Origin of the sequence: Enterobacter sp. Y17 (genome assembly GCF_019730495.1) — a bacterium.
In the GTDB taxonomy this organism is placed as follows: Bacteria; Pseudomonadota; Gammaproteobacteria; order Enterobacterales; family Enterobacteriaceae; genus Enterobacter; species Enterobacter asburiae_B.
The window spans coordinates 142,559-160,050 of sequence record NZ_JAASKP010000005.1; the positions used below are offsets into that span (position 1 = coordinate 142,559).

A 17,492-nucleotide genomic window follows, 5' to 3' on the forward strand; every position below is an offset into this window, starting at 1 on the left:
GCACGAGATGGCGTTATTAAATGTAGATAAATTATCGGTGCACTTCGGCGACGAAGGCACCCCGTTTCGCGCCGTGGACCGCATCAGCTACAGCGTAAATCAGGGCGAAGTGGTTGGCATTGTCGGGGAGTCCGGTTCCGGTAAGTCAGTGAGCTCACTGGCGATCATGGGGCTGATTGATTACCCGGGCCGCGTGATGGCGGAAAACCTGCAGTTCAACGGTCAGGATCTGAAGCGCATTTCTGAAAAACAGCGCCGCCAGCTGGTGGGCGCCGAAGTGGCGATGATTTTCCAGGATCCCATGACCAGCCTGAACCCTTGCTACACCGTTGGTTTCCAGATTATGGAAGCGATTAAGGTGCATCAGGGCGGGAATAAGAAAACCCGTCGTCAGCGCGCGATCGACCTGCTGAACCAGGTGGGGATTCCTGACCCGGCATCACGTCTGGACGTTTACCCGCACCAGCTCTCCGGTGGGATGAGCCAGCGCGTGATGATCGCGATGGCGATTGCCTGTCGACCAAAACTGCTGATTGCGGATGAACCGACGACGGCGCTGGATGTGACCATTCAGGCGCAAATCATCGAACTGCTGCTGGAGCTGCAGCAGAAAGAGAATATGGCGCTGGTGCTGATTACGCACGATCTGGCGTTGGTGGCCGAAGCCGCGCACAAAATCATCGTGATGTATGCCGGCCAGGTGGTCGAGACCGGGAATTCACACGATATTTTCCGCGCGCCGCGTCATCCGTATACCCAGGCGCTTTTACGCGCGCTGCCGGAGTTTGCTCAGGACAAAGCGCGTCTGGCATCGCTGCCGGGTGTGGTACCGGGTAAATATGACCGTCCGCAGGGCTGTCTGCTCAATCCGCGCTGCCCGTATGCAACGGACAAATGCCGGGCAGAAGAGCCAGAGCTGAACCAGCTTGCTGACGGCCGTCAGTCGAAATGCCACTACCCACTCGATGATGCCGGGAGGCCAACACTATGAGTACGCAACAGGCCACCACGCAACAACCGTTGTTGCAGGCCATCGATCTGAAAAAATACTACCCGGTGAAGAAGGGGCTGTTTGCCCCTGAACGCCTGGTGAAAGCGCTGGACGGCGTCTCCTTTAACCTCGAACGCGGTAAAACGCTGGCGGTGGTGGGGGAGTCAGGCTGCGGCAAATCCACGCTGGGCCGTCTGCTGACGATGATTGAAGTGCCGACCGGCGGGGAGCTCTATTATCAGGGGCAGGATCTGCTCAAGCACGATCCGCAGGCGCAGAAGCTGCGTCGCCAGAAAATCCAGATTGTGTTCCAGAACCCGTATGGTTCTTTGAACCCGCGTAAAAAAGTCGGGCAGATTCTGGAAGAGCCGCTGCTCATCAACAGTAATCTGAGCAAAGAGCAGCGCCGTGAAAAAGCGCTGGCGATGATGGCGAAGGTCGGTCTCAAAACCGAGCATTACGATCGCTATCCGCACATGTTCTCCGGCGGCCAGCGTCAGCGTATTGCGATCGCCCGCGGGCTGATGCTCGATCCGGACGTGGTGATTGCCGATGAGCCGGTCTCCGCGCTCGACGTATCCGTGCGTGCGCAGGTGCTGAACCTGATGATGGATCTCCAGCAGGAGCTGGGGCTCTCTTACGTGTTCATCTCCCACGACCTGTCGGTGGTGGAGCATATTGCCGATGAAGTGATGGTGATGTACCTGGGGCGCTGCGTGGAGAAGGGGACTAAAGACCAGATCTTTAATAACCCTCGTCACCCGTATACCCAGGCGCTGCTGTCTGCGACGCCGCGTCTGAACCCGGACGATCGTCGTGAGCGTATTAAGCTGACGGGGGAACTGCCAAGCCCGCTGAATCCGCCTCCGGGATGTGCATTCAACGCCCGCTGCAGTCGCCGCTTTGGCCCATGTACCCAGCTCCAGCCGCAGCTGAAGGATTATGGCGGCCAGCTGGTTGCCTGCTTCGCGGTCGATCAGGATGAAAATGGCGAGAAGCCACAGGCATAACGAAAAAAACCGGCGATAAGCCGGTTTTTTTATGTCTGCTTGATTATTTCCGCAGGCGAATCTGGTCGACGGCGTGCTTTTCGCTCTTGGTGAGGATCAGGCTCGCGCGCTCGCGCGTCGGCAGGATGTTCTCTTTGAGGTTCACGTAGTTGATCTCATTCCACAGCCCCGTCGCCACGCCGATCGCTTCCTCTTCAGAAAGCTGAGCATAGTGGTGGAAATAGGAATCCGGGTCAGTGAACGCCCCCTCGCGGAACTTCAGGAAGCGGTTGATGTACCAGTTTTGCAGCAGGTCTTCCGGCGCATCGACATAAATAGAGAAATCGACGAAATCCGAGACGAATACGTGATGCGGGTCGTGAGGATAGTCCATCCCGCTTTGCAGCACGTTCAGACCTTCCAGAATCAGGATGTCCGGCTGGACCACGGTTTTATCCCCACCCGGGATGCGATCGTAGATCAGGTGCGAATAGACTGGCGCAGTCACGTGCGGCACGCCGGATTTCAGGTCAGAGACAAATTTCACCAGACGGTGCATATCATAAGAAAGCGGGAAACCTTTCTTCTTCATCAGCCCACGTTCTTTTAACACCTCGTTCGGGTGCAGGAAGCCGTCTGTCGTGATCAGCTCCACGCTGCGGTGTTCCGGCCAGCGGCTCAACAGCGCCTGCAGGACGCGCGCGGTGGTACTTTTACCCACGGCCACGCTGCCTGCGATACTAATGATATAAGGAATGCGTTGACCGTTCGTCCCGAGAAACTGCTCCAGCACGGCCTGACGACGCAGGTTCGAGCTGATATAGAAGTTAAGCAAGCGAGAGAGGGGGAGATAAATTTCTGCCACCTCTTCCAGGGACAGATCTTCGTTTATCCCTTTTAACCGTGCGATTTCACCTTCCGTCAGCGTCATAGGGACGGAATCACGCAGGGCAGCCCACTGGCTGCGGTTAAAGTGAAGATAAGGCGTCATTAACGTTTGCTCTTTTTTGCTCATAAGCATGCTTCAGTGAGCCAGCATCACACTGCCGGATCGTGGCTCATCACACAGTTAATTTTGGACAATGGGCAGGAGGTTAACACCAGATGACGGGAATAATAAGAAAAAAGATGGAAAGCGCTGCGTTACGCGGAAGCCGTCACGCTACGGTGAATACGGTGCAAATCACGATGATATGTTGAATATTTGACCTCAAATGACTACTTTTACAGCGTCCGATACGCTGTTCGCATAAAATGTGAGCGAAAGAACGTTTTATGCAAATTTTTAGTTGCATGACCGCGCAGGTATCCATAGAATGCGCGCTACTTGATGCCGACTTAGCTCAGTAGGTAGAGCAACTGACTTGTAATCAGTAGGTCACCAGTTCGATTCCGGTAGTCGGCACCATCAAGTCCGGTGGGGTTCCCGAGCGGCCAAAGGGAGCAGACTGTAAATCTGCCGTCACAGACTTCGAAGGTTCGAATCCTTCCCCCACCACCACTTTCTGGCAGCGTAAATGCCGCCGGAGCTGGTTGGAAAAATTAGCCAGCTCAAACTGAAAAAGAGAGAAATCTCTTTTTTTGTTACAGAAAGAACTGGGTAGCCGAGTTTCAGGATGCGGGCATCGTATAATGGCTATTACCTCAGCCTTCCAAGCTGATGATGCGGGTTCGATTCCCGCTGCCCGCTCCAATACGTGCTGATATGGCTCAGTTGGTAGAGCGCACCCTTGGTAAGGGTGAGGTCCCCAGTTCGACTCTGGGTATCAGCACCACTTCACTTCTCCTTCCCGTTTCTCTCTGTTTCAATTTTACTGTATTCAACAATTCAGGCATTTCGCCTGGTTGATGTGGTGATATCACCGATTTATCCGTGTCTTAGAGGGACAATCGATGTCTAAAGAAAAGTTTGAACGTACAAAACCGCACGTTAACGTCGGTACTATCGGCCACGTTGACCATGGTAAAACAACGCTGACCGCTGCAATCACTACCGTTCTGGCAAAAACCTACGGTGGTTCTGCTCGTGCATTCGACCAGATCGATAACGCACCAGAAGAAAAAGCTCGTGGTATCACCATCAACACCTCTCACGTTGAGTACGACACCCCGACTCGCCACTACGCACACGTAGACTGCCCAGGCCACGCCGACTATGTTAAAAACATGATCACCGGTGCTGCGCAGATGGACGGCGCGATCCTGGTTGTTGCTGCGACTGACGGCCCAATGCCTCAGACTCGTGAGCACATCCTGCTGGGTCGTCAGGTAGGCGTTCCTTTCATCATCGTGTTCCTGAACAAATGCGACATGGTTGATGACGAAGAGCTGCTGGAACTGGTAGAGATGGAAGTTCGTGAACTGCTGTCTCAGTACGATTTCCCGGGCGACGATACCCCAATCGTTCGTGGTTCTGCTCTGAAAGCGCTGGAAGGCGACGCAGAGTGGGAAGCGAAAATCATCGAACTGGCTGGCTTCCTGGATTCTTACATCCCAGAACCAGAGCGTGCGATTGACAAGCCATTCCTGTTGCCAATCGAAGACGTATTCTCCATCTCCGGTCGTGGTACCGTTGTTACCGGTCGTGTAGAGCGCGGTATCATCAAAGTTGGTGAAGAAGTTGAAATCGTTGGTATCAAAGAGACTGCGAAGTCTACCTGTACTGGCGTTGAAATGTTCCGCAAACTGCTGGACGAAGGCCGTGCTGGTGAGAACGTTGGTGTTCTGCTGCGTGGTATCAAACGTGAAGAAATCGAACGTGGTCAGGTTCTGGCGAAGCCAGGCTCAATCAAGCCACACACCAAGTTCGAATCTGAAGTGTACATCCTGTCCAAAGACGAAGGCGGCCGTCATACTCCGTTCTTCAAAGGCTACCGTCCACAGTTCTACTTCCGTACAACTGACGTGACCGGTACCATCGAACTGCCAGAAGGCGTTGAGATGGTAATGCCAGGCGACAACATCAAGATGGTTGTGACTCTGATCCACCCAATCGCGATGGACGACGGTCTGCGTTTCGCAATCCGTGAAGGTGGCCGTACCGTTGGCGCGGGCGTGGTTGCTAAAGTTCTCGGCTAATCGCTGATAACATTTGACGCAATGCGCATGAAAAGGGCATCATTTGATGCCCTTTTTGCACGCTTTCACATCAGAACCTGGCTCATCAGTGATTATTTTTGTCATAATCATTGCTGAGACAGGCTCTGCAGAGAGCGTATAATCCATAAAGGGATTAGCGTTTCGATTTGGCTCGCCTCGCAATCGCGGGGTGAAATTATTTGTAGAATTCTTCTGACAGGTTGGTTTATGAGTGCGAATACCGAAGCTCAAGGGAGCGGGCGCGGCCTGGAAGCGATGAAGTGGGTCGCTGTTGCCGTGCTGCTGATTGTGGCAATCGTTGGCAACTATCTTTATCGTGACATGATGCTGCCGCTCCGCGCGCTGGCAGTGGTGATTCTGATTGCTGCAGCGGGCGGTGTCGCGCTGTTGACGACTAAGGGTAAAGCAACCGTTGCTTTCGCTCGCGAAGCACGTACCGAAGTCCGCAAGGTCATTTGGCCGACTCGCCAGGAAACATTGCACACCACGCTGATCGTGGCTGCAGTGACTGCGGTAATGTCACTGATCCTGTGGGGACTGGATGGTATTCTGGTTCGCCTGGTTTCCTTTATTACTGGCCTGAGGTTCTAAGATGTCTGAAGCCCCTAAAAAGCGTTGGTACGTCGTTCAGGCGTTTTCCGGTTTTGAAGGCCGCGTAGCAACGTCGCTGCGTGAGCATATCAAATTACACAACATGGAAGAGTTATTTGGCGAAGTTATGGTTCCGACCGAAGAAGTGGTTGAGATCCGTGGCGGCCAACGTCGCAAAAGCGAGCGTAAATTCTTCCCGGGTTACGTGCTGGTTCAGATGGTGATGAACGACGCGAGCTGGCACCTGGTGCGCAGCGTACCGCGCGTGATGGGCTTTATCGGCGGCACGTCTGACCGTCCGGCGCCAATCAGCGACAAAGAAGTTGATGCGATTATGAACCGCCTGCAGCAGGTGGGTGATAAGCCGCGTCCGAAAACGCTGTTTGAACCGGGTGAAATGGTTCGTGTTAGCGACGGTCCGTTTGCTGACTTTAACGGTGTGGTTGAAGAAGTGGACTACGAGAAGTCCCGCCTGAAAGTTTCTGTTTCTATCTTCGGTCGTGCGACCCCGGTAGAACTGGACTTTGCGCAGGTCGAAAAAGCCTAAGCAGCGATCAAAAAAGCGGCGATTTAATCGTTGCACAGGGCGCGAGATTGGAATACAATTTCGCGCCTTTTGTTTTTATGGGCCCGGCCCGTAAAACGAATTTTATTCACGGGGAGCCTCCCTGAGGCGCTATCACCCAATCAGAGGATTTTAGAATGGCTAAGAAAGTACAAGCCTACGTCAAGCTGCAGGTTGCAGCTGGTATGGCGAACCCAAGTCCACCAGTTGGTCCAGCTCTGGGTCAGCAGGGTGTGAACATCATGGAATTCTGTAAAGCGTTCAACGCCAAAACCGAATCCCTGGAAAAAGGTCTGCCAATCCCAGTCGTAATCACTGTTTACGCTGACCGTTCTTTCACTTTCGTTACCAAAACCCCTCCAGCAGCAGTTCTGCTGAAGAAAGCGGCTGGTATCAAGTCTGGTTCCGGTAAACCGAACAAAGACAAAGTGGGTAAAATTTCCCGCGCTCAGCTGCAGGAAATCGCGCAGACCAAAGCTGCCGACATGACTGGTGCCGACATTGAAGCGATGACTCGCTCAATCGAAGGTACTGCACGTTCCATGGGCCTGGTAGTGGAGGACTAAGAAATGGCTAAACTGACCAAGCGCATGTCCGTGATCCGTGACAAAGTTGATGCGACCAAACAGTACGACATCAACGAAGCTATCGCTCTGCTGAAAGAACTGGCAACTGCTAAGTTCGTTGAAAGCGTTGACGTTGCCGTTAACCTCGGCATCGACGCGCGTAAATCCGATCAGAACGTTCGTGGCGCAACTGTACTGCCACACGGTACTGGCCGTTCCGTTCGCGTAGCTGTATTTGCTCAGGGTGCAAACGCTGAAGCTGCTAAAGCTGCCGGCGCTGAACTGGTAGGTATGGAAGATCTGGCTGATCAGATCAAGAAAGGCGAAATGAACTTTGACGTTGTTATTGCTTCTCCAGATGCAATGCGCGTTGTTGGCCAGCTGGGCCAGGTTCTGGGTCCACGCGGCCTGATGCCTAACCCGAAAGTCGGTACTGTAACTCCTAACGTTGCTGAAGCGGTTAAGAACGCTAAAGCAGGTCAGGTTCGTTATCGTAACGACAAAAACGGCATCATCCACACCACCATCGGTAAAGTGGACTTTGACGCTGACAAACTGAAAGAAAACCTGGAAGCTCTGCTGGTTGCGCTGAAAAAAGCAAAACCAACTCAGGCGAAAGGCGTGTACATCAAGAAAGTTAGCATCTCCACCACCATGGGTGCAGGTGTTGCAGTTGACCAGGCTGGCCTGAGCGCTGCTGCAAACTAATGCCTTTACGTGGGCGGTGATTTTGTCTACAATCTTACCCCCACGTTTGCTAACGAAAGTTAGCGGCTAAAAGATTTGTTCGTTGGAGCCTGGCCTAATCCAGGCCTCCGTCGAAGACCGCAGGTGTTTCGCAAGAGACTTAATCCCCTGCGTAGACGGTGACAGAACGCTAAGATTATTTTTGGATACTCTGGCTTGTTTCTGCTCACCGTATTAAGACGCTCTTCCGTTTGGGAGAGTGAAGTGAGTTCCGGAACATGAGTTCCGGCAAACATCCAGGAGCAAAGCTAATGGCTTTAAATCTTCAAGACAAACAAGCGATTGTTGCTGAAGTCAGCGAAGTAGCCAAAGGCGCGCTGTCTGCAGTAGTTGCGGATTCCCGTGGCGTTACTGTAGACAAAATGACTGAACTGCGTAAAGCAGGTCGTGAAGCTGGCGTATACATGCGTGTTGTTCGTAACACCCTGCTGCGTCGCGTAGTTGAAGGTACTCAGTTCGAGTGCCTGAAAGACACGTTTGTTGGTCCGACCCTGATTGCATACTCTATGGAACACCCGGGCGCTGCTGCTCGTCTGTTCAAAGAGTTCGCGAAAGCGAATGCAAAATTTGAGGTCAAAGCTGCAGCCTTTGAAGGTGAGTTGATCCCGGCATCGCAAATCGATCGCCTGGCAACCCTGCCGACCTACGAAGAAGCAATTGCACGCCTGATGGCAACCATGAAAGAAGCTTCGGCTGGCAAACTGGTTCGCACTCTGGCTGCTGTTCGCGATGCGAAAGAAGCTGCTTAATCGCAGTTATCTTTATAAAGCATTTGCTTACGTATAAACTTATTCTGATTTTCAGGAACAATTTAAATGTCTATCACTAAAGATCAAATCATTGAAGCAGTTGCAGCTATGTCCGTAATGGACGTTGTAGAACTGATTTCTGCAATGGAAGAAAAATTCGGTGTTTCTGCTGCTGCTGCTGTAGCTGTAGCTGCGGGCCCGGCTGAAGCTGCTGAAGAAAAAACTGAATTCGACGTAATTCTGAAAGCTGCTGGCGCTAACAAAGTTGCTGTTATCAAAGCAGTACGTGGCGCAACTGGCCTGGGTCTGAAAGAAGCTAAAGACCTGGTAGAATCTGCTCCAGCTGCGCTGAAAGAAGGCGTGAGCAAAGACGACGCAGAAGCACTGAAAAAATCTCTGGAAGAAGCTGGCGCTGAAGTTGAAGTTAAATAAGCCAACTTTTCTGGTTGCAGCCTGAGTAATTAGGCTGATGGCTGGTGACTTTTTAGTCACCAGCCTTTTTGCGCTGTAAGGCATCAGTAGCATTTCACACTGTTTGACTGCTGATTGTCCTGACAATGCATGTTTCTATCGACGACTTAATATATTGCGACAGGGTGCTCGCTCTGTGTAAATCGCGACGAAATGATTTAAGCGTGATAGCAACAGGTATTGCGGAAAGTATTCAATTTTCCGGTCCACAAAATGGTGTTGCACAAACTGTCCCTTCGTCGGACAGATGGGTCGACTTGTCAGCGAGCTGAGGAACCCTATGGTTTACTCCTATACCGAGAAAAAACGTATTCGTAAGGATTTTGGTAAACGTCCACAAGTTCTGGACATTCCATATCTCCTTTCTATCCAGCTTGACTCGTTCCAGAAGTTTATCGAGCAAGATCCTGAAGGGCAGTACGGTCTGGAAGCAGCCTTCCGCTCCGTGTTCCCGATTCAGAGCTACAGCGGTAACTCCGAGCTGCAGTACGTCAGCTACCGCCTTGGCGAACCGGTGTTTGACGTTCAGGAATGTCAGATCCGTGGCGTGACCTATTCCGCACCGCTGCGCGTAAAACTGCGTCTGGTGATCTACGAGCGCGAAGCGCCGGAAGGCACCGTAAAAGACATTAAAGAACAAGAAGTCTACATGGGTGAAATTCCACTCATGACAGACAACGGTACTTTCGTTATCAACGGTACTGAGCGTGTTATCGTTTCCCAGCTGCACCGTAGCCCGGGCGTCTTCTTCGACAGCGATAAAGGTAAAACACACTCTTCCGGTAAAGTACTGTATAACGCACGCATCATTCCTTACCGTGGTTCATGGCTGGACTTCGAGTTCGATCCGAAAGACAACCTGTTTGTCCGTATCGACCGTCGTCGTAAGCTGCCTGCAACCATCATTCTGCGTGCGCTGCAATACACCACTGAACAGATCCTGGACCTGTTCTTTGAGAAAGTGATCTTTGAAATCCGCGACAACAAGCTGCAGATGGAGCTGGTGCCGGAACGTCTGCGTGGCGAGACCGCGTCGTTCGACATCGAAGCCGACGGCAAAGTGTATGTGGAAAAAGGTCGCCGTATCACCGCGCGCCACATCCGCCAGCTGGAAAAAGATGATATCAAACTCATCGAAGTTCCGGTTGAGTACATTGCAGGAAAAGTAGCCGCGAAAGATTACGTTGATGAGTCAACGGGTGAGCTGATCTGCCCAGCGAACATGGAGCTGAGCCTGGATCTGCTGGCTAAGCTGAGCCAGTCTGGTCACAAACGTATCGAAACGCTGTTCACCAACGATCTGGACCACGGCGCGTATATTTCTGAAACTATTCGCGTCGACCCAACCACCGATCGTCTGAGCGCGCTGGTAGAAATCTACCGCATGATGCGTCCTGGTGAGCCACCAACTCGCGAAGCGGCGGAAAGCCTGTTCGAGAACCTGTTCTTCTCCGAAGACCGCTACGATCTGTCCGCGGTTGGTCGTATGAAGTTCAACCGTTCTCTGCTGCGCGACGAAATCGAAGGTTCCGGTATCCTGAGCAAAGACGACATCATCGAAGTGATGAAGAAGCTCATCGATATCCGTAACGGTAAAGGCGAAGTGGACGATATCGACCACCTCGGCAACCGTCGTATCCGTTCCGTAGGCGAAATGGCGGAAAACCAATTCCGCGTTGGCCTGGTACGTGTAGAGCGTGCGGTGAAAGAGCGTCTGTCTCTGGGCGATCTGGATACCCTGATGCCTCAGGATATGATCAACGCCAAGCCGATTTCTGCAGCAGTGAAAGAGTTCTTCGGTTCCAGCCAGCTGTCTCAGTTCATGGACCAGAACAACCCGCTGTCTGAGATTACGCACAAACGTCGTATCTCTGCACTCGGCCCAGGCGGTCTGACCCGTGAACGCGCAGGCTTTGAAGTTCGAGACGTACACCCGACGCACTACGGTCGCGTATGTCCAATCGAAACGCCTGAAGGTCCAAACATCGGTCTGATCAACTCCCTGTCCGTGTACGCACAGACTAACGAATACGGTTTCCTCGAGACCCCGTACCGTAAAGTGACCGACGGTGTTGTAACCGACGAAATTCACTACCTGTCTGCTATCGAAGAAGGCAACTACGTTATCGCTCAGGCGAACTCCAACCTGGATGACGAAGGCCACTTTGTAGAAGATCTGGTTACCTGCCGTAGCAAAGGCGAATCCAGCTTGTTCAGCCGCGACCAGGTTGACTACATGGACGTATCCACCCAGCAGGTGGTATCCGTCGGTGCGTCCCTGATCCCGTTCCTGGAACACGATGACGCCAACCGTGCATTGATGGGTGCGAACATGCAACGTCAGGCCGTTCCAACTCTGCGCGCTGATAAGCCGCTGGTTGGTACTGGTATGGAACGTGCTGTTGCCGTTGACTCCGGTGTTACTGCAGTTGCTAAACGTGGCGGTACTGTTCAGTACGTCGATGCATCCCGTATCGTTATCAAAGTTAACGAAGACGAGATGTATCCGGGCGAAGCTGGTATCGACATTTATAACCTGACCAAATACACCCGTTCTAACCAGAACACCTGTATCAACCAGATGCCTTGCGTATCTCTGGGTGAGCCAGTTGAGCGCGGCGACGTGCTGGCAGACGGTCCGTCCACCGACCTCGGTGAACTGGCGCTCGGTCAGAACATGCGCGTAGCGTTCATGCCGTGGAACGGTTACAACTTCGAAGACTCCATCCTCGTCTCCGAGCGTGTGGTTCAGGAAGATCGTTTCACCACCATCCACATTCAGGAACTGGCATGTGTGTCCCGTGACACCAAGCTGGGGCCAGAAGAGATCACCGCTGACATCCCTAACGTGGGTGAAGCTGCGCTCTCCAAACTGGATGAATCCGGTATCGTTTACATCGGTGCGGAAGTGACCGGCGGCGACATTCTGGTTGGTAAGGTTACGCCTAAAGGTGAAACCCAGCTGACGCCAGAAGAGAAACTGCTGCGTGCAATCTTCGGTGAGAAAGCGTCTGACGTTAAAGACTCTTCTCTGCGCGTACCAAACGGTGTTTCCGGTACGGTTATCGACGTTCAGGTCTTCACCCGTGACGGCGTTGAGAAAGATAAGCGTGCGCTGGAAATCGAAGAGATGCAGCTCAAACAGGCTAAGAAAGACCTGTCTGAAGAACTGCAGATCCTCGAAGCGGGTCTGTTCAGCCGTATCTATGCTGTGCTGGTTGCCGGTGGCGTTGAAGCTGAGAAGCTCGACAAACTGCCACGCGATCGCTGGCTGGAACTGGGCCTGACCGACGAAGAGAAACAAAATCAGCTGGAACAGCTGGCTGAGCAGTATGACGAACTGAAACACGAGTTCGAGAAAAAACTCGAAGCGAAACGCCGCAAAATCACTCAGGGCGACGATCTGGCACCAGGCGTGCTGAAGATTGTTAAGGTGTATCTGGCCGTTAAACGTCAGATCCAGCCTGGTGATAAGATGGCAGGTCGTCACGGTAACAAGGGTGTTATCTCTAAGATCAACCCGATCGAAGATATGCCGCACGATGCTAACGGTACGCCGGTAGATATCGTACTGAACCCGCTGGGCGTACCGTCTCGTATGAACATCGGTCAGATCCTGGAAACTCACCTGGGTATGGCTGCGAAAGGTATTGGCGACAAGATTAACGCCATGCTGAAGCAGCAGGAAGAAGTCGCGAAACTGCGCGAATTCATCCAGCGTGCCTACGATCTGGGTACCGACGTGCGTCAGAAAGTCGACCTGAATACCTTCAGCGATGAAGAAGTGCTGCGCCTGGCTGAGAACCTGAAAAAAGGTATGCCAATCGCAACGCCGGTCTTCGATGGTGCGAAAGAAGCTGAAATTAAAGAGCTGCTGCAACTGGGTGGTCTGCCAACGTCTGGTCAGATTACGCTGTTTGACGGCCGTACCGGTGAACAGTTCGAGCGTCCGGTAACCGTAGGTTACATGTACATGCTGAAACTGAACCACCTGGTCGACGACAAGATGCACGCTCGTTCTACCGGTTCTTACAGCCTGGTTACTCAGCAGCCGCTGGGTGGTAAGGCACAGTTCGGTGGTCAGCGCTTCGGGGAGATGGAAGTGTGGGCGCTGGAAGCATACGGCGCGGCATACACCCTGCAGGAAATGCTCACCGTTAAGTCTGATGACGTGAACGGTCGTACCAAGATGTATAAAAACATCGTGGACGGCAACCATCAGATGGAGCCGGGCATGCCAGAATCCTTCAACGTACTGTTGAAAGAGATTCGTTCGCTGGGTATCAACATCGAACTGGAAGACGAGTAATTCTCGCTCAAACAGGTCACTGGTGCCGGGTTAACCCCCGGCACCAGATTGTGCTAACTCCGACGGGAGCAAATCCGTGAAAGATTTATTAAAGTTTCTGAAAGCGCAGACTAAAACCGAAGAGTTTGATGCGATCAAAATTGCTCTGGCTTCGCCAGACATGATCCGTTCATGGTCTTTCGGTGAAGTTAAAAAGCCGGAAACCATCAACTACCGTACGTTCAAACCTGAGCGTGACGGCCTTTTCTGTGCGCGTATTTTCGGGCCAGTAAAAGATTACGAGTGCCTGTGCGGTAAGTACAAGCGCCTGAAACACCGTGGTGTGATCTGTGAGAAGTGCGGCGTTGAAGTGACCCAGACCAAAGTGCGTCGTGAGCGCATGGGCCACATCGAGCTGGCGTCTCCGACCGCTCACATCTGGTTCCTGAAATCTCTGCCGTCCCGTATCGGTCTGCTGCTGGATATGCCGCTGCGCGATATCGAACGCGTTCTGTACTTCGAATCTTATGTGGTTATCGAAGGCGGGATGACGAACCTGGAACGTCATCAGATCCTGACTGAAGAGCAGTATCTGGACGCGCTGGAAGAGTTCGGTGACGAATTCGACGCGAAGATGGGTGCGGAAGCTATTCAGGCCCTGCTGAAGAGCATGGATCTGGAGCAAGAGTGCGAGCAGCTGCGTGAAGAGCTGAACGAAACCAACTCCGAAACCAAACGTAAAAAGCTGACCAAGCGTATCAAACTGCTGGAAGCGTTCGTTCAGTCTGGTAACAAACCAGAGTGGATGATCCTGACCGTTCTGCCGGTTCTGCCGCCAGATCTGCGTCCACTGGTTCCGCTGGATGGTGGTCGTTTCGCAACGTCCGATCTGAACGATCTGTATCGTCGCGTTATCAACCGTAACAACCGTCTGAAACGTCTGCTGGATCTGGCTGCGCCGGACATCATCGTACGCAACGAAAAACGTATGCTGCAGGAAGCGGTTGACGCCCTGCTGGATAACGGCCGTCGCGGTCGTGCGATCACCGGTTCTAACAAACGTCCTCTGAAATCTTTGGCCGACATGATCAAAGGTAAACAGGGTCGTTTCCGTCAGAACCTGCTCGGTAAGCGTGTTGACTACTCCGGTCGTTCTGTAATCACCGTAGGTCCATACCTGCGTCTGCATCAGTGCGGTCTGCCGAAGAAAATGGCACTGGAGCTGTTCAAACCGTTCATCTACGGCAAGCTGGAACTGCGTGGCCTGGCCACCACCATCAAAGCCGCTAAGAAAATGGTTGAGCGTGAAGAAGCTGTCGTTTGGGATATCCTGGACGAAGTTATCCGCGAACACCCGGTACTGCTGAACCGTGCACCAACTCTGCACCGTTTGGGTATCCAGGCATTTGAGCCAGTCCTGATCGAAGGTAAAGCTATCCAGCTGCACCCGCTGGTTTGTGCGGCATATAACGCCGACTTCGATGGTGACCAGATGGCTGTTCACGTACCGCTGACGCTGGAAGCCCAGCTCGAAGCTCGTGCGCTGATGATGTCTACCAACAACATCCTGTCCCCAGCGAACGGTGAACCTATCATCGTTCCTTCTCAGGACGTTGTATTGGGTCTGTACTACATGACCCGTGACTGTGTTAACGCCAAAGGCGAAGGCATGGTGCTGACTGGCCCGAAAGAAGCTGAGCGTATTTATCGCGCTGGCCTGGCCTCTCTGCATGCGCGCGTTAAAGTGCGTATCACCGAATATGAAAAAGATGAAAACGGCGAATTCGTTGCGAAAACCAGCCTGAAAGACACGACCGTTGGCCGTGCCATTCTGTGGATGATCGTACCGAAAGGTCTGCCTTTCTCCATCGTCAACCAGGCGCTGGGCAAGAAAGCGATCTCCAAAATGCTGAACACCTGTTACCGCATTCTGGGTCTGAAGCCGACCGTTATCTTCGCTGACCAGACAATGTATACCGGCTTTGCTTATGCAGCGCGTTCAGGTGCATCTGTTGGTATCGATGACATGGTCATCCCAGAGAAGAAACACGAGATCATCTCTGAAGCGGAAGCCGAAGTTGCTGAGATCCAGGAGCAGTTCCAGTCTGGTCTGGTTACCGCGGGCGAACGCTATAACAAAGTTATCGATATCTGGGCAGCGGCGAACGATCGTGTATCCAAAGCGATGATGGATAACCTGCAGACCGAAACCGTGATTAACCGTGACGGCGTAGAAGAGCAGCAGGTTTCCTTCAACAGCATCTACATGATGGCCGACTCCGGTGCGCGTGGTTCCGCAGCACAGATTCGTCAGCTGGCAGGTATGCGTGGTCTGATGGCGAAGCCAGATGGCTCCATCATCGAAACGCCAATCACCGCGAACTTCCGTGAAGGTCTGAACGTACTCCAGTACTTCATCTCCACCCACGGTGCTCGTAAGGGTCTGGCGGATACCGCACTGAAAACAGCGAACTCCGGTTATCTGACGCGTCGTCTGGTTGACGTTGCTCAGGATCTGGTTGTGACCGAAGACGATTGTGGCACCCTCGAAGGTATCACCATGACCCCGGTTATCGAGGGTGGTGATGTTAAAGAGCCACTGCGCGATCGCGTTCTGGGTCGTGTAACCGCGGAAGACATTCTGAAGCCGGGTACTGCAGACATTCTGGTTCCACGCAACACGCTGCTGCACGAGCACTGGTGTGACCTGCTGGAAGCGAACTCTGTTGACTCCGTGAAAGTACGTTCCGTTGTATCCTGTGACACCGACTTTGGTGTATGTGCGCACTGCTACGGTCGTGACCTGGCGCGTGGCCACATCATCAACAAAGGTGAAGCAATCGGCGTTATCGCGGCACAGTCCATCGGTGAGCCGGGTACACAGCTGACGATGCGTACGTTCCACATCGGTGGTGCGGCATCTCGTGCGGCTGCTGAATCCAGCATCCAGGTGAAAAACAAAGGTAGCATCAAGCTCAGCAACGCGAAGTCTGTTGTTAACTCCGCAGGCAAGCTGGTTGTGACCTCTCGTAACACCGAGCTGAAGCTGATCGACGAATTCGGTCGTACCAAAGAGAGCTATAAAGTGCCTTACGGTGCGGTTATGGCGAAAGGTGATGGCGAGCAGGTTGCTGGCGGTGAAACCGTTGCAAACTGGGATCCACACACCATGCCGGTTATCACCGAAGTAAGTGGTTTCATCCGCTTCACTGACATGATCGACGGCCAGACCATTACTCGTCAGACCGACGAGCTGACCGGTCTGTCTTCTCTGGTGGTTCTGGATTCTGCTGAACGTACTACCGGTGGTAAAGATCTGCGTCCTGCACTGAAAATCGTTGATGCTCAGGGTAACGACGTTCTGATCCCGGGTACCGACATGCCTGCGCAGTACTTCCTGCCGGGTAAAGCGATCGTTCAGCTGGAAGATGGCATTCAGATCGGTGCGGGTGATGCTCTGGCACGTATTCCACAGGAATCCAGCGGTACCAAGGATATCACCGGTGGTCTGCCACGCGTTGCGGACCTGTTCGAAGCACGTCGTCCGAAAGAGCCTGCAATCCTGGCTGAAATCAGCGGTATCATCTCCTTCGGTAAAGAGACCAAAGGGAAACGCCGTCTGGTTATCACTCCAGTAGATGGCAGCGAACCGTACGAAGAGATGATTCCTAAGTGGCGTCAGCTCAACGTGTTCGAAGGTGAACGTGTAGAACGTGGTGACGTGGTTTCCGATGGTCCAGAAGCTCCGCACGACATTCTGCGTCTTCGTGGCGTCCACGCGGTAACGCGTTACATCACCAACGAAGTACAGGACGTTTACCGTCTGCAGGGCGTTAAGATTAACGATAAGCACATCGAAGTTATCGTTCGTCAGATGCTGCGTAAAGCAACCATCGAAAACGCAGGCAGCTCCGAGTTCCTGGAAGGCGAGCAGGTTGAATACTCACGCGTCAAGATCGCTAACCGCGAACTGGAAGCGAACGGCAAAATCGGTGCGACCTTCTCGCGCGATCTGCTGGGTATCACCAAAGCGTCTCTGGCAACCGAGTCCTTCATCTCTGCAGCATCGTTCCAGGAAACGACTCGTGTCCTGACCGAAGCCGCTGTTGCAGGTAAACGTGATGAACTGCGCGGTCTGAAAGAGAACGTCATCGTGGGTCGTCTGATCCCGGCGGGTACCGGTTATGCGTACCACCAGGATCGTATGCGTCGTCGTGCTGCGGGCGAACTGCCAGCTGCACCGCAGGTAACTGCTGAAGATGCATCCGCGAGCCTGGCAGAACTGCTGAACGCAGGTCTGGGCGGTTCCGACAACGAGTAATCGTTGATGCCCGGTGATGAGCATTACCGGGCATGTGCCTCGTAGGTCGGGTAAGCTCAGTGCCACCCGACAATAAAAAACCCGCCTCGGCGGGTTTTTTTACATCTGTAGGTTA

12 protein-coding genes and 4 tRNA genes are annotated in these 17,492 nt (G+C 53.0%); 15 read left to right on the forward strand and 1 reads right to left on the reverse strand.

The genetic code is table 11. The annotated features are described in order from the left end of the window. The first annotated feature begins 7 nt into the window (after nucleotides 1-7). Complete coding sequence (gene dppD, locus HCH49_RS19220; protein WP_008502772.1) at nucleotides 8-991, forward strand: dipeptide ABC transporter ATP-binding protein; 984 nt, start codon at nucleotides 8-10, stop codon at nucleotides 989-991. Beyond that, nucleotides 988-2,001 carry a dipeptide ABC transporter ATP-binding subunit DppF gene (gene dppF / locus HCH49_RS19225; protein ID WP_023309965.1) on the forward strand — a complete coding sequence of 338 codons (1,014 nt, stop codon included), beginning with the start codon at nucleotides 988-990 and terminating at the stop codon, nucleotides 1,999-2,001. The genes dppD and dppF overlap by 4 nt, the downstream gene beginning before the upstream one ends. Nucleotides 2,002-2,044: 43 nt before the next feature. On the opposite strand, the gene coaA is transcribed toward dppF, so the two are convergent. Then, nucleotides 2,045-2,995 (reverse strand): type I pantothenate kinase, encoded by a 951-nt coding sequence (coaA, locus tag HCH49_RS19230; RefSeq protein ID WP_032668002.1) that lies wholly within the window; start codon nucleotides 2,993-2,995, stop codon nucleotides 2,045-2,047. 317 nt (nucleotides 2,996-3,312) lie between these two features. On the opposite strand from coaA, the gene HCH49_RS19235 reads away from it, so the two are divergent. The 13 genes from HCH49_RS19235 to rpoC all read left to right on the forward strand — a co-directional run bounded on the left by HCH49_RS19235 (nucleotide 3,313) and on the right by rpoC (nucleotide 17,377). Then, nucleotides 3,313-3,388: transfer RNA gene (locus HCH49_RS19235), tRNA-Thr, on the forward strand. 8 nt (nucleotides 3,389-3,396) lie between these two features. Then, nucleotides 3,397-3,481 (forward strand) — tRNA-Tyr (locus HCH49_RS19240). Nucleotides 3,482-3,598: 117 nt separating this feature from the next. Next, a tRNA-Gly gene (locus tag HCH49_RS19245) sits at nucleotides 3,599-3,673 on the forward strand. A gap of 6 nt (nucleotides 3,674-3,679) precedes the next feature. After that, a tRNA-Thr gene (locus HCH49_RS19250) sits at nucleotides 3,680-3,755 on the forward strand. A gap of 118 nt (nucleotides 3,756-3,873) precedes the next feature. After that, nucleotides 3,874-5,058, forward strand: a complete 1,185-nt coding sequence (gene tuf / locus HCH49_RS19255) for an elongation factor Tu (protein WP_023309456.1) — start codon at nucleotides 3,874-3,876, stop codon at nucleotides 5,056-5,058. Between the two features lie 228 nt (nucleotides 5,059-5,286). After that, a complete protein-coding gene (gene secE, locus HCH49_RS19260; RefSeq protein ID WP_014068449.1) occupies nucleotides 5,287-5,670 on the forward strand; it encodes a preprotein translocase subunit SecE in 384 nt (127 codons plus the stop codon). Between the two features lies 1 nt (nucleotide 5,671). Beyond that, nucleotides 5,672-6,217, forward strand: a complete 546-nt coding sequence (gene nusG, locus HCH49_RS19265) for a transcription termination/antitermination protein NusG (protein ID WP_002438628.1) — start codon at nucleotides 5,672-5,674, stop codon at nucleotides 6,215-6,217. A 155-nt stretch (nucleotides 6,218-6,372) separates the two neighbouring features. Beyond that, complete coding sequence (gene rplK / locus HCH49_RS19270; protein WP_008503452.1) at nucleotides 6,373-6,801, forward strand: 50S ribosomal protein L11; 429 nt, start codon at nucleotides 6,373-6,375, stop codon at nucleotides 6,799-6,801. Nucleotides 6,802-6,804: 3 nt separating this feature from the next. Next, entirely contained in the window at nucleotides 6,805-7,509 is a 705-nt protein-coding gene (rplA, locus tag HCH49_RS19275; protein ID WP_006810530.1) for a 50S ribosomal protein L1, read from the forward strand. A 290-nt stretch (nucleotides 7,510-7,799) separates the two neighbouring features. After that, a complete protein-coding gene (rplJ, locus tag HCH49_RS19280; protein WP_001207203.1) occupies nucleotides 7,800-8,297 on the forward strand; it encodes a 50S ribosomal protein L10 in 498 nt (165 codons plus the stop codon). Nucleotides 8,298-8,363: 66 nt separating this feature from the next. Further along, nucleotides 8,364-8,729 carry a 50S ribosomal protein L7/L12 gene (rplL, locus tag HCH49_RS19285; RefSeq protein WP_006176746.1) on the forward strand — a complete coding sequence of 122 codons (366 nt, stop codon included), beginning with the start codon at nucleotides 8,364-8,366 and terminating at the stop codon, nucleotides 8,727-8,729. A 319-nt stretch (nucleotides 8,730-9,048) separates the two neighbouring features. After that, entirely contained in the window at nucleotides 9,049-13,077 is a 4,029-nt protein-coding gene (gene rpoB, locus HCH49_RS19290) for a DNA-directed RNA polymerase subunit beta (protein ID WP_023334099.1), read from the forward strand. 76 nt (nucleotides 13,078-13,153) lie between these two features. Then, the gene (gene rpoC, locus HCH49_RS19295; protein ID WP_023309968.1) at nucleotides 13,154-17,377 is read left to right on the forward strand and encodes a DNA-directed RNA polymerase subunit beta'; all 4,224 of its coding nucleotides are present in this window, start codon (nucleotides 13,154-13,156) and stop codon (nucleotides 17,375-17,377) included. The last annotated feature ends 115 nt before the right edge of the window (nucleotides 17,378-17,492 follow it).

Bases quoted from the DNA above. Each gene is read 5' to 3' on its own strand.
- nusG (WP_002438628.1), top strand. From the start codon at position 5,672: ATGTCTGAAGCCCCTAAAAAGCGTTGGTACGTCGTTCAGGCGTTTTCC.
- rplL (WP_006176746.1), top strand. From the start codon at position 8,364: ATGTCTATCACTAAAGATCAAATCATTGAAGCAGTTGCAGCTATGTCC.
- rpoB (WP_023334099.1), top strand. From the start codon at position 9,049: ATGGTTTACTCCTATACCGAGAAAAAACGTATTCGTAAGGATTTTGGT.
- rplA (WP_006810530.1), top strand. From the start codon at position 6,805: ATGGCTAAACTGACCAAGCGCATGTCCGTGATCCGTGACAAAGTTGAT.
- tuf (WP_023309456.1), top strand. From the start codon at position 3,874: ATGTCTAAAGAAAAGTTTGAACGTACAAAACCGCACGTTAACGTCGGT.
- rplJ (WP_001207203.1), top strand. From the start codon at position 7,800: ATGGCTTTAAATCTTCAAGACAAACAAGCGATTGTTGCTGAAGTCAGC.
- coaA (WP_032668002.1), bottom strand. From the start codon at position 2,995: ATGAGCAAAAAAGAGCAAACGTTAATGACGCCTTATCTTCACTTTAAC.
- secE (WP_014068449.1), top strand. From the start codon at position 5,287: ATGAGTGCGAATACCGAAGCTCAAGGGAGCGGGCGCGGCCTGGAAGCG.
- rplK (WP_008503452.1), top strand. From the start codon at position 6,373: ATGGCTAAGAAAGTACAAGCCTACGTCAAGCTGCAGGTTGCAGCTGGT.
- dppF (WP_023309965.1), top strand. From the start codon at position 988: ATGAGTACGCAACAGGCCACCACGCAACAACCGTTGTTGCAGGCCATC.
- dppD (WP_008502772.1), top strand. From the start codon at position 8: ATGGCGTTATTAAATGTAGATAAATTATCGGTGCACTTCGGCGACGAA.